9 protein-coding genes are annotated in these 13245 nt (G+C 51.7%); 5 read left to right on the top strand and 4 right to left on the bottom strand.

Translation table 11 applies throughout. The features are described 5' to 3' along the window. Window positions 1-55 precede the first annotated feature (55 nt). On the top strand, window positions 56-952 hold the full coding sequence (gene gnd, locus ACYVJM_RS10680; protein ID WP_461148211.1) for a phosphogluconate dehydrogenase (NAD(+)-dependent, decarboxylating): 897 nt from the start codon (window positions 56-58) through the stop codon (window positions 950-952). Window positions 953-1101: 149 nt separating this feature from the next. Further along, the gene (locus ACYVJM_RS10675; RefSeq protein WP_461148210.1) at window positions 1102-2184 is read left to right on the top strand and encodes a fatty acid desaturase family protein; all 1083 of its coding nucleotides are present in this window, start codon (window positions 1102-1104) and stop codon (window positions 2182-2184) included. Window positions 2185-2281: 97 nt separating this feature from the next. Here ACYVJM_RS10675 and ACYVJM_RS10670 read toward each other — a convergent pair whose 3' ends face one another. Further along, entirely contained in the window at window positions 2282-3151 is an 870-nt protein-coding gene (locus tag ACYVJM_RS10670) for a DNA/RNA non-specific endonuclease (RefSeq protein WP_461148209.1), read from the bottom strand. A 125-nt stretch (window positions 3152-3276) separates the two neighbouring features. On the opposite strand from ACYVJM_RS10670, the gene ACYVJM_RS10665 reads away from it, so the two are divergent. After that, entirely contained in the window at window positions 3277-5298 is a 2022-nt protein-coding gene (locus ACYVJM_RS10665; RefSeq protein ID WP_461148208.1) for a tetratricopeptide repeat protein, read from the top strand. 84 nt (window positions 5299-5382) lie between these two features. On the opposite strand, the gene ACYVJM_RS10660 is transcribed toward ACYVJM_RS10665, so the two are convergent. From ACYVJM_RS10660 to ACYVJM_RS10650, 3 genes are all read right to left on the bottom strand, one after another. Beyond that, on the bottom strand, window positions 5383-6699 hold the full coding sequence (locus tag ACYVJM_RS10660; protein WP_461148207.1) for a DUF3472 domain-containing protein: 1317 nt from the start codon (window positions 6697-6699) through the stop codon (window positions 5383-5385). Between the two features lie 194 nt (window positions 6700-6893). Then, window positions 6894-9077: a methylmalonyl-CoA mutase gene (scpA, locus tag ACYVJM_RS10655; RefSeq protein ID WP_461148206.1), complete on the bottom strand. Its 2184-nt coding sequence runs from the start codon at window positions 9075-9077 to the stop codon at window positions 6894-6896. Between the two features lie 22 nt (window positions 9078-9099). Next, window positions 9100-10449, bottom strand: coding sequence for a methylmalonyl-CoA mutase family protein (locus tag ACYVJM_RS10650; RefSeq protein ID WP_461148205.1), 1350 nt, complete (start codon window positions 10447-10449; stop codon window positions 9100-9102). A 305-nt stretch (window positions 10450-10754) separates the two neighbouring features. Between ACYVJM_RS10650 and dnaA the strand changes: the two genes are divergently transcribed. Together dnaA and ACYVJM_RS10640 are read left to right on the top strand one after the other, a co-directional pair. Next, window positions 10755-12164: a chromosomal replication initiator protein DnaA gene (dnaA, locus tag ACYVJM_RS10645; RefSeq protein ID WP_461148645.1), complete on the top strand. Its 1410-nt coding sequence runs from the start codon at window positions 10755-10757 to the stop codon at window positions 12162-12164. A gap of 672 nt (window positions 12165-12836) precedes the next feature. Further along, a complete protein-coding gene (locus ACYVJM_RS10640) occupies window positions 12837-13232 on the top strand; it encodes a GNAT family N-acetyltransferase (RefSeq protein ID WP_461148204.1) in 396 nt (131 codons plus the stop codon). Window positions 13233-13245: the final 13 nt, after the last annotated feature.

The following is a 13245-nucleotide window of genomic DNA, read 5'->3' as shown; positions in this document are numbered from 1 at the left end:
GGGCCAGGCGTTACCGAAAAAATCGCCAACTTAAACGCTCAAATCATTGATTGTTATGAATATTGGATTTATTGGTTTAGGAAAGATGGGGTTTAATCTCGTCAGTAACCTGGTAAAACATGGCCATACGGTTGTTGGCTACGATATTAACGAAACGTTAGTCGAGGCCATCAAGGGCGAAGGAGCCCAGGGAGTAAGCACCTTACAAGACCTGTATACGTCACTGCCTGAGAAAAGGGTATTGTGGCTGATGATTCCAGCTGGTCCATTAGTTGATAATGTTATTGAGCAGTTACTGACCGTTATGCAAGCGGGCGACGTGGTTATTGATGGCGGTAATTCGCACTATAAAGACTCACTTCGGCGGCATGCTTACCTCAAAGAGAAAGGCATCGGTTTCCTCGATTGCGGTACCAGTGGAGGCATTAGCGGAGCCCTGAACGGAGCTTGTACAATGGTTGGGGGCGACCCAGACGTGATTGAGCCGCTGCATGGCGTTTTTCGAGATATATCGGTAGAAGACGGCTATCTGTATACAGGTCCGGCGGGTAGTGGTCACTTCACTAAAATGGTGCACAACGGCATCGAATACGGTATGATGCAGTCCATTGCCGAAGGATTCGAGGTGTTGGAAAAAAGTCAGTTTCCATTCGATTTCGCTGCTGTTGCCAAAATGTGGAGCCATGGATCGGTTATTCGCGGTTGGTTGATGGAACTGACCGAGGATGCCTTTACTAAAGACCCTAAACTCGATGCGATAAAAGGGCGTATGTTCTCGTCGGGTGAAGGCCGGTGGACACTCGAAGAGGCCCTCGATTTAGGCGTACCAACACCCGTTATTGCCCTGTCGCTGCTGACCCGCTATCGCTCCCTACAGGACGATACCTTTACAGGTAAAGTAGTTGCTGCTTTACGAAATGAGTTCGGTGGGCACGCTGTTGAGAAAAAATAAATTTTTCTCCATAAAGTACTATCAAATTAAAATGCCTTAATTTCGTTGACAGTATAGAAAGGTTCAGGCAGTTTCGAGTTCGCTATGGGCCTGAGACTGCCTGAACCTTTATTCGTGGATATCTTATCTTAAATTCAACGTACGCTTTCATGAAGGTACTAGACACACTGCATGACCCCACTTTCCAGGGTCGTGATTACACTACGATAGATCGTTTTTTCCTCAAGTATATAAAAGACGAGCGGGATCTGCCCTTTATTTACCTCACCCTCCGTATTAGTTTGACGCTTATTCCCCTGAGTGTACTTCTGTTTATGCCTTTCGTAACCGGCTGGATCTGGTGGGCTGTAGCGGCCGTCCATTTTTTTATCAGTAATTTCAGGTTCAAGGGGCCCTTTGGGCTGATGCTGCACTGCACGAGCCATCGTCCGTTTTTTAAGCCGGAGTATGGCTGGATGAATAACTACCTCCCCTGGATACTGGCTCCTTTTTTCGGCCATACACCCGAAACTTATTACAGCCACCACATCGGCATGCACCATCCCGAAAATAACCTTGAAGATGATGACAGCAGCACGATGACGTTCCAGCGCGACAGCTATCGGAGCTTTCTGGCTTATTTCGGCCGTTTCTTTGTCGTAGGTGTACGAAACCTGCTGGATTATCTGCGGCTGAAAAACCGGGGTAAGCTAGCTACCCGCGCGCTCACGGGCGAGATCGTATTTGCTGTCATTTGCGTGATTTTATGTTTTGTGAACTGGCCCGCTACGGTGTTGGTGTTTTTGCTGCCGCTTGTTATTTACCGCCTGGTTGCCATGCTCGGCAACTGGACGCAGCACGCGTTTGTCGATGGTGAAGATCCCGGGAATGCCTACAAAAACAGCATCACCTGTATCAATGTAAAGTATAACAAGAAGTGCTGGAATGACGGCTATCACATCAGCCACCACGTTCGCCCGGCCATGCACTGGACTGAACACCCCACTTTTTTCCTGAAAACAATCGATAAATACGCCCAGAACAAAGCAATTATTTTTGACGGGCTTGACTTTGGCCAGGTGTTTTTCCTGCTGATGCGGGGTAAGTATGATGTGCTGGCTCAACACATGGTCAACATCAATAACACCTTTACCGACAATGCCGATGCAATTGCGTTATTGCGTCGCCGGACGCAGCGAATACCAGTAAAAATGGACGTTGCTATGAACCAGGTGAGCGTGGCAACAGCCTGAATATTCGCGAGCTATCTGGTTACAGAGGCCCAAAAACACATTGATGAAGGGAACGCCTGGTTATCTGTGTTTTTGAGCCTCTTTTTGTTTGCACCTGTCAGCTGTTGCCGCCGTCAATTCGTTTCTCAATAACCAGTTGAACATCAATGGGTATTGTCGACAGGAAGTCGTAGCCGGTCATGCTTTCAATGGCGTCAATGGTGGTCAGGTAGGCACGCCAGGGCTTATCGGCAGCGGATTGCGTGTTTGGAATGGATACGGCAATAACGCGGGTATTTTCGGTGAGCTGAAAGGTACTGTCACCATTGGCCGGAACCACAATCAATATCTTCCAGAGTATGGCCGGAACCGTTAGTTTGCCGTTCGCAATGGAGGTGGCAAACCCATTCTGACCCGTACCGCCCGTACCACTTGTACCGGCCAGAATGTAAACATCGTTACCATTGCCAATGAGCTGCCGTTCATATTCTTCCAGTGTTTTCCACACTTCACGATTATGTCGTGGCGCTTCTGGCACGATGTTGGTAAGGAAAAAGGTAGCGGCATTATCCTCGGGCGTCGCATCCCGGTCGTCGGAAGGGCACAGGTGCCCCCGGTCGAAGCCGGAGTTGGTGTAATCGGACGTGCGCGCAGCAGGCCAGCCTGCCGGTAAAGCCGGGTCAGGGCGGAAAAGGTCTGCTCGTTTGGCATCGCCTTTCGAGGCCGTGTTCAGGTGCCAGCTCACCCAGTTGGCAATGCCCCGGCTACGGCTGTACGACAGCGTGTACTGGGGTCGGCTGATGAGGTAATTGTCCGGATCACTGCTGGATGCGTTACTTGGGTTGCCCAGGGCGAGGTTATCGGTTCGGCTGAGAACGGTGGATGTGTTCGTGCCCGGTAACGACGGACGAACGCTAACGCAACCGTTGAGCAACAGGCCCAGACCCAGCGCCCAGGTTATTGTTTTAAGTTGATCAAAACCTTTCATTGATTTTACTGACATTCTTGCTGAACTTTACAAATAATCCATAAATGTACTGATTCTCTACGTTGACCGTAAGGCCTGCCAAAGGAAAGAATCAGCGCCAACCCAATTGACGAATACCCGCTGTTATGGCTAAAAAGAAGCAATCGCAGGGCTACGAGAATCCTCGGCCGCCCCAGGACAAAACGGTCACTCCTAAACCTGCTTTGGCAAATACCGGCAGTGCTGGTCGACCCCGCGCAACCGAACCCGGCCAGCGCCCGGTGGTACGAACCGGCTCGCCAAACCCAACAGATCAGACTACCGACCTGCCTATTAAAGATCGGCAGGTTAAATGGTGGCCTCCCGTAGTGCTGGCACTGCTGGGTGTTGCCCTGTATATCAACACCTTCGGTCATCAGTATGCGCTTGATGATATTGCAGCTGTGGGGCAGAACCTGTTTGTGAAAAGAGGTATTGCCGGTATTCCCGACTTGCTTCGCACCGAATTCTGGCACTTCAGTAATATTTCGCTGGGTTATTACCGGCCTTTATCGCTGATCACCTTTGCTCTGGAGCAGGAGTATTTCAAAGATAATCCGAACATCAGTCACATGATCAATGCGGGTCTGTACGGCCTCACGGGCCTGGTGATAGGTATACTACTGCAGAAATGGCTCGTCAATCAAACCATTATGGCGTTCTTGATCGGGCTGGTTTTTATTGCCCATCCACTACACACCGAAATCGTAGCCAACATCAAAGGACGTGATGAGATTTTGAGTTTCCTATTCATCGCGCTCATGTTGCTATCATACTGGCGGTATCTCGAAACGACGCAAAAGGGTTGGATTATTGGCGCCTGCGTAGCGCTCTATCTAGCTTTCCTGTCCAAAGAATCGTCTATCGTTAGCCTGGCCCTGATTCCGGCCATGCAGTACTGGTTTGCCCGCCGGAATCTCTGGAATTCGCTCATCAGCCTGTGGCCATTCCTGATTGTGGCGGCTCTGTTCTTCTACCAGAAACAGAAAATGATCGGTACCCTCAGCGGTACGCCCCCCGTCGACTGGGCTAACTATCCGTACGCCCTTGAGAAGACCCAAAAGTCGACTATGTTCAAGTTTCTGGAATATTACATCCGCTTACTCATCTTGCCGCATCCGTTGGTCTATGATTATTCGTACAACGTGATTCCATCGGGCGGTAAGGGTGATTTGCTGACCTGGGCCGGTTTTTTCACCTTTATCGGACTGCTTTGGCTGACCTGGAAAGGGTTTGTTAAACGTACGCTTTGGGGGTTCGGCATTTTCTGGTTCTTCGTTACCATGGCACCGGGACTGGGCTTTATCTGGATTCGGGGCGGTATCTTCGCCGAGCGATTTACCTATGCCGCCGTCATGGGTTTTGCCTTTGTTCTTGTGTGGGGATTGCGAAAGCTATTGGTCCGTAACCCGGTCGACGCGAGTGAGCCCTCGGCCCAATCGCAGCTGGTTCGGTATACACCCCTGCTGGGGCTTATGGCGGTTGTAGCGGGCTTGTACTCATTTAAAACCGTTGAGCGTAACCGCGACTGGGAGAATAACTTCATTCTGTTCAACTCGGCTCTTCCCTATGCGCCCAACAGTTGCCAGGTACAGCGGCACGTGGCGAACGAGTGGATTGAAAAAGGCCTGAAAGACCGCGCCAAAGCCGATTCCATTGCCAATGCAACGAACGCCATTAAGCCTAAGCCAACACCGGAGCAGATCAAGAAAGCCCAGGCTTTGATCGATACAAACATTGCTCATGCCAATAAGCACGGGCGTTGGGCACTCGACCATCTTCAGGAATCGACTCGCATCTATCCGAGCTTCGGTGAAGCGTATTTCTCGATGGCCTACGTGTTTCAGAAAATCACACCTAACGTCGACTCGGCCAAATACTATTACAAGCAGACAATCCGGGCAGCCAATGCCTATGCACCGGCTTACAATAATCTGGGCGTAATTTACCAGGGTGAAGGATTGACGCAGAACAACCGGCAAAAACTGGAACTGGCCTCCTATTACTACAATCGATCAATGGTAGTGAACCCGGCCTATGTCGATGGTCAGAACAACCGCATGAATCTGATGAAAGCTACGGGAATCGACGTGCAGGTGCTGCCCGATTCAATAATCAATAAGTATTAACCTGTCTCTGAAGGTATAGCGGCATCTTAACAAAAAGCCTGATTTCAGCCCGAAATCAGGCTTTTTGTTAAGATGCCGCTATGCTTAGGGAAGCTCGTCCAGCGCTATCGTTGGTGCCTGATGTTGAGCCTGTCTGGCGAAATCCGTTTTAAGGGGTGTGTAAGTATCGAAGAAGCCGCAGTTACGCAGAAAAAATCGCTGATTGGGGCGCAGGCCACCAGCATAATCCATCCGGTACGATTTTCGGGCCGTATTATCGCCTGTGAACTGCGCATGGATTAGTTCCTGCCAATGTCCTTCTTTACTTCTGACCCACTGGTTGGCAAATTCAACCTCACGGGAAACATTTCCCGTTTCGGGCGTAAAGTTTTCCAGAAAGGAATAAAGCGACTTGAGGTAAGTTGTTGTTTTAGGCCGTTTAAAGCTGGCGATCAACTGCCAGTTGGCTCCATTAACTGGCATAAAATAGGCTGTATAGGTCGTGTACCCACCCGACTCGGGTTGCGCATGCAATAAAAACCGGTAGGTTTGTCCGGCTACCCAGTTGTAGCGCAGGAAGCTCTGCCCGCCGGAGCCTTCGTTACCAAACTCATTGGTGATCACATCCGCACCTTTGCGATTCAGCAGGATTTTCTGATCGGCCGGAATCTGGTTGGGGTTATCAGTTTGAAACGGACTCCATACCGAAAACAGAATTCGGCGTTCGGTAGGTGAGTTGACCTGCATCCCAAAATACCCTTCGCCAAAGCCGTTGGCCATGTAATACGACCCAATAATATCATTGCCTTTCGGTACCGTTACCTCATTGTAAAACCATTCGGCATCGACACCGTCCGGAATGGGGTAACGCAGATGAACCGACGGCCCCCGCCGACCCCAATAGAAGAAGTTGCCTTCGTTGGTACGTACAAAGGCCGTGTGCTCGTCTACTGCCTGTCCGCTAATGCCAAAATCGATTACATCGGCATAGGTTGTGCCTGTTTTGCTGATACCCTGCAAAACCAGTTTTACATAACCCGCTTTCGGAATCGTCCACTGGCCGAGCGGGTAATCCGTAAATGTGTTTCCCTGAACATCAACATCCTTCGACTTTCCAAACAAGGTGATCCGCAATCGGCTCTTGCCGGTGGAGACGCGCAGGTTGATGGATAGGTTTACGGCTCCTGTCTTCGCAAACCGTACATACGTCTCAACTGTATTGGCCGGGCCAGACCAGTTTGTCAGACCGTCTTTCGAAATAGCATCCGGGCTGCTCGTCACATTCGTTACCCAGCTATTACCGCCAATCGGAACCCGTATTTCGTTCGGTTCGTGACTGTTGCGGGCGGCAACGGACGTGATGAAACAAGGGGAAATGAATAGAAGTAACCAAACAAATAAAAGCCGGTTGCGGACAGTCATAGCGGGAAAGGGAAAATAACTCAGGAAGCTGACTGGCAAGGCAGTCGCATGATCAATTCTTCAATGGGCTTTTCCGAAACCATTCGTTAGTTTCCTTCCCGGATCAGAATGATACTCCTAAACGAGGCCATCCGGCAAGCCCTACCTAGATGGTTTGAGAAATTAGTAAATAGTAACGCACGGCAACCATAAGCTTACTCCGTCATCAACTCGGCCAGGATCTTCTGGGCCGCTACAGAAATTACTGTGCCGGGACCAAATACGCCTTTAACGCCCGCATCGTACAGATACTGGTAATCGCCCGCCGGGATAACACCCCCCGCAATGACCATAATATCGTCGCGGCCAATCTTTCTCAGTTCGTCGATGAGTTGCGGCACCAGCGTTTTATGCCCCGCAGCCAGACTTGATACGCCCACAATATGCACGTCGTTTTCGGCCGCCTGTCGGGCTACTTCTTCGGGCGTTTGAAACAGCGGCCCCATGTCGACATCGAAGCCGAGGTCGGCAAAGCTGGTCGCAATGATTTTAGCCCCCCGGTCATGACCGTCCTGGCCCATCTTAGCCACCAGAATTCGGGGGCGCCGACCGTCGAGTTCGGCAAATTTGTCGCTCATGTTGCGGGCGATCCGGAAGTTCTCATCGTCCGACACTTCGGCGGAGTAGATGCCGGACACGGCCCGTATGGTAGCCTTGTGACGGCCAAAAGCGTTTTCCATAGCGTCGGAGATTTCACCAAGCGTAGCCCGATGCCGGGCCGCTTCCACCGCGAGGGCGAGGAGGTTCTGGGTTTTGGGCCGCGGGGTTTGGGCAGCGGGCTCTGGGGTGTTTGGCGTGCTGGCTGCTTCGGTAATGGCGGCCAGTGCCTGGCTGACTTTTTCGTTGTCTCGTTTTTTTCGAATGTCTTTTAAGCGGTTTAGCTGGCTTTCGCGTACGGCTTTGTTGTCGATGTCGAGCAGTTCTATTTCCGTTTCCGAAGCTGGTTTGTACCGATTAACGCCGACAATTACATCCTTGCCCGAGTCGATTCGGGCCTGTTTCCGGGCCGCGGCTTCTTCGATCCGGAGCTTGGGTAAGCCCGTTTCGATGGCTTTGGTCATGCCCCCCAGTTGCTCTACCTCTTCAATAAGTGCCCACGCTTTCTCAACCAGTTCGTTGGTCAGAAATTCGACATAATACGACCCGCCCCAGGGATCGACAGCGCGGGTGATGTCGGTTTCGTGCTGTAAATAAAGCTGGGTGTTTCGGGCAATGCGCGCCGAAAAATCCGTTGGCAGCGCAATCGCTTCATCCAGCGAGTTGGTATGCAGACTCTGCGTGCCACCCAGCACTGCGGCCAGCGCTTCAATGGTTGTGCGGGCTACGTTGTTGAACGGGTCCTGCTCGGTGAGGCTGTAGCCGGATGTCTGGCAATGGGTGCGTAAAGCGAGTGACTTTGCGTTTTTCGGGTCAAACTGTTTTACGATTTTGGCCCAGAGCAGTCGACCGGCCCGCAGCTTGGCAATCTCCATGAAGTGATTCATGCCAATACCCCAAAAGAAGGATAAACGCGGAGCAAAATCGTCGATACCCATTCCTGACCGTAAGCCTGTTCGGATGTACTCAAGTCCATCGGCCAGGGTATACGCCAGTTCAAGCTGGGCGGGGGCTCCGGCTTCGTGCATGTGGTAGCCGCTGATGCTGATGGAGTTGAATTTCGGCATATACTGCGCCGTGTACGAAAAGATATCGCCCACAAGGCGCATGGACGGCTCCGGCGGGTAAATGTAGGTATTCCGTACCATGAACTCCTTTAGAATGTCGTTCTGAATGGTGCCCGATAGCTTTTCCGGCGAAACACCCTGCTCTTCGGCAGCTACGATAAAAAAGGCCATAATGGGCAGTACGGCCCCGTTCATCGTCATCGACACCGACATCTGGTCGAGGGGGATCTGGTCGAACAGGATTTTCATGTCTTCGACCGAATCAATCGCTACCCCGGCTTTACCCACATCACCGACCACCCGCGGGTGGTCGGAGTCGTAACCCCGATGAGTCGCCAGATCAAAGGCTACGGATAAGCCCTTCTGACCCGCTGCCAGATTACGCCGGTAGAACGCATTTGACGCTTCGGCGGTCGAGAAACCGGCATACTGGCGAATGGTCCATGGCTGCCGAACGTACATGCTGGCGTACGGGCCCCGCAAAAAAGGCGGAATGCCGGCGGCATAATCGAGGTGATCGGCTTCGTAAAGATCGGCAACGGTAAAACGCGGCTTCAATTTAATGCCCTCGGCGGTCGGAAACGCCCGGTCGGAGCGAATTGACGATAGCTGATCGTCGGGTGGGGGCGTACCAACCGTTTGAGGATGTTGTATCGTTGTGAAATCGGGTCTCATGCGGGGTGTGGTTACCTTGAGTTTATTCGAACGTTTCGGCTAATCGACGGGTGGGTAATGCCATTTCAGAGGCTGTCGGAGGAGTGTAGGCTGACGAGCCCGGCTCATCGAACCGAAATTTCGTGACGCCTACCAGTACCTTACCTGCTCGAACCGTTTCCACTTTTTCCTGATACGCTTTGTCCAGTTCGGCCGAAATGAATCCACTGGCCAGTGCCTTCGCGAACCCACCTTTTTCTTCCAGGGATCTAAACAAGGTCCAGGCGGTTTCAACCAGCTTGCCGGTAAGGGTTTCTATGTAGTAAGACCCGGATGCCGGATCGGCAACTTTGTCCAGATAACATTCATCTTTCAATAAAATAGACACGTTACGGGCAATACGAGCCGAAAAGTCGGGGTCGGTCGAACTGCCTGAAACCGTATCATAGGGGTGTACCGTCAGGGCGTCGCACCCGCCAATGACAGCGGCCATGGCTTCTGTGGTGGCGCGGAGGAAATTGGTATTTGGCGTGGCCGCAGCGTCGTAAAAGGTTGACGTTTGGGCGTGTACAAAAAAAGACGAACCGGGAACCGCTAATGAATAGGCAGCAACCAGGCGACTTAGCAACACACGCAGGGCGCGTAGTTTGGCCATTTCCAGAAAGTAACTGGTACCCACTGACAGCGAAATTACCGTTTTAGGAATTAGCTGCTCCAGGGTCAGGCCGTTGTCGGTCAGCTGGTCGTAGGTGTCGGTTAGCGAAGCCAGGGTAAAAGCCAGCTCCTGCGAAGCGGTGGCACCGGCGTTATGAAATGCGTGACCACTGGCGCAGATGGTACGAAACTGGGGCGAATCGAGTGTCTGGCGGGTAATTGTTGCTGTCGCCTTGCTGGTGTCGGTCAAGAGCCCGCCTTTCAGCTGGTAAGGTGCTACGGTTCTGAGAACCTGAACGAATGGGGCAGTCTGCTCGGCAGGCAACCGGACAAAAACAGGCGTTTCGCTCAGCTTTATGCCGTTCAGCAAGCGGGAGAGGCCTTCGGTCGTCCAATCGGGCTGGCCGGGTGGCATGGATAGCACGAGCGCATCGGCACCACGGGTAAGTACATCCCGCAGGTATGCATTAGCCTGCTTATCACCAGCAACCAGGTATTCCGGTGCATTGAACCAGCCGGGCGTTTGTTTTTGAGCCGCCTGAATTGCCTGGATAGATGGGAGTTGAATCAGATCCTCGGCGGTATAGTATGGGTCTACGCTAAACCCCTCCGGGCTGTGCCAGCGAAGGCTGTCCATGGCCTCTTCCCTGGTTTGAGCTGTTTTGAGCTCTTTCAGCACCTGAGCCATCCAGTCTGATTTGTCGGCTGGAGGGAACGTTGTTGAGAAAAAAGACGCCATTCGATATGTTTAGGATATGATAACCGTAAAAGTACTGTTTTTCTTATTTTTCAGGGTTGACAACAGGTTTCTAAGTGATGAAACGTGATTCCTTGTTGTATTATTCAAAGGGATGTTCTTCTGCCCTTGCCCTTCTGGCTGAATCGCGTAATTTTAGCTTATCATCAGAAGATAGACCGAATGCTCAGAAAAACGTGACCGCTTCTACACCAGACGGTCAGATATTTTCATACATTTGTCTCCCTTTTTTGACGACCCCAACGTAACAGAAGTATAAACTCGTGAATGTAACTCCTCAGACCGGCATGCAGCGTGAAGTAACGACGGTGTGGAACCGCTGTCTGAATGTTATACGGGAGATCGTCCCCGAACAGAGTTTTAATACCTGGTTTGAGCCTATCGTTCCGTTGCGACTGAACGGCCATGTGCTCACCATTCAGGTGCCGAGTGAATTCTTCTACGAGTGGCTGGAAGAGAACTTTGTACACGCCCTTCGCAAAGCCCTCGACACCGCTATTGGACGGGATGGACAGCTTGAATACTCTATTATTGTCGACAAAGGTAACGAGCAGAACAGACCGCTCACGGTCAATGTGCCTACTACCAAATCGACCCATACCTCCAAACCGGATAACGTCAACCCCGATATTCTGAAAAGCCCGTTCCAGCTCAAAGACCTCGATTCGCTGACGCTGGACTCGTACCTGAACCCAAGCTATACCTTCGATAATTACGTGGAAGGCGACTGCAACCGGCTGGCGCGTTCGGCGGGGTACGCCGTTGCCGAGCGGCCCGGTGTTACGTCGTTTAATCCCCTCATGATCTACGGCGGAGTTGGGTTGGGTAAAACGCACCTTGTGCAGGCCATCGGCAACTTCATCAAGAATAACAACCAGGGGAAGTTTGTCCTGTATGTTACATCGGAGAAGTTTACGAATCAGTTTTTGAACGCCGTTCGTTCCGACGGTATCCGCGACTTTACGGCCTTTTATATGCAGGTCGATGTGCTGGTCATCGATGATGTGCAGTTCCTGCAAAAGAAAGAGAAAACGCAGGAGATCTTCTTCCACATCTTCAACCATCTACACCAGTCCGGGAAGCAGATTATCATGACCTCCGACCGGGCGCCAAGAGCATTGGATGGCCTCGAAGACCGGTTGCTGTCGCGATTCAAGTGGGGCCTGTCCGCCGATCTGCAAACGCCCGATCTGGAAACGCGCATCGCTATTATCCAGAAAAAACTTCAGGCCGAAGGCATTTACATTGACGATAATGTGATCGAGTATCTGGCCCATAGTGTCAATACGAACGTTCGGGAACTGGAGGGGGTCATTGTGTCCTTGATGGCACAGGCGTCGCTGAACCGCCGGGAAATTGACCTAGAGCTGGCCAAGCAAACGCTGCGAAATATTGTCGTCGATTCGGATCGGGAAGTAACGATCGACTCGGTACAGGAAGCCGTTGCCAGCTTTTACAACGTGACCATTGCCGACCTGAAAGCAAAAAGCCGGAAGCGTGAACTGGTTCACCCCCGGCAAATTGCCATGTATCTGGCCAAAGAGAAAACGGACTTGTCGCTGAAATCCATAGGCTACCATTTCGGTGGGCGCGACCATAGTACGGTTATTCACGCCATTCAGACGGTGAGTGATCTGGTGGCGAAACATGCTGAAACCCGCGACATTATCGAGAAACTGAAGGGTCAGTTTAAATAAGCGGAAACGGGCTGCCGAAGCCAAGTGCTCCCTCGAAAGGATACTTTTTGTCGCTTTGTTCGTCAGCATGTTAATCATGCTGAAAGCAATTCCCCGCTCAAAACTCGACACCAACGCCTGGGATGCCTGCGTCGCAACTTCACCGCAATCGGGTGTCTACGGCTATTCCTGGTATCTGGATGCCGTACTGCCTGCACCCAACTGGAAATGGGTTGGCCTTGTGGAGGTTAATGAAGTGGGATCGTATTGCGCCGTTATGCCCGTTCCGCTGCGCCGAAAGGTCGTAGCCGGTATGCCATACGAATGGGTCGTGCATCAGCCGTTTTTCTGCCCGCTCCTATCCGTCTTCAGCGCTGATGAACTGCCGGATACCGACTTATTTCTACAATATATGATCGGGCAGTTCCGGTACGGTTCGTTGTATTGCATACGTCAGCTGCCCGGAGTCTATCTGCCATTTTCTACCGCTCAGCTACGAACTACTCATGTCATTGACCTGTCTCTCGGGTATAAAGCCATCTACAGCAGCTACAAACGCGACCGCAGACTAAACCTCCGCCGGGCTCAACGTACGTTTGAACTGGATAACCGGTGGGCCATTATTGAGTCAAGTGATGTTGAGCCGCTGCTCACGTTGTTCCGGGAAAATCACGGTGGGCCATTGACGGGGGCGTGGCGGACTGGGCCTATTTTATATTCAGAAGGCTGGCTCAGTCGTTGTACAGTCGGGGTTTGTTCAGGCTGCGTTATGCCGTTTGTGATGGCAAAATTGAAGCAGGAGCGCTCTTTATCTGCGATAGCAAGCGTATCATTTACCTGTTCAATGCCGCATCAGCTACTGGTCGACGAGCAAACGCCCGCACAATACTCATTGATCAGCTGATTCAGGAGAAAGCCGGGCAGAGCCTGACTTTCGACTTCGAAAGTCCCGAAAAGCCGTCCATTCGCGAATTTTATAGAAGCTTCGGTGCCATTGAAGAGCCTTTTTGGGCCATGCGCTGGAGCCGGTTGAGTAAGCTCGAACGTTTGTTGCGGGCTGGCTGGGTACGGCTGAGAAAGCTAGACTAGCCAAGTCGGACTA

This window comes from Spirosoma pulveris, from assembly GCF_054781875.1.
This window is presented reverse-complemented; position numbering and strand designations above follow the sequence as displayed.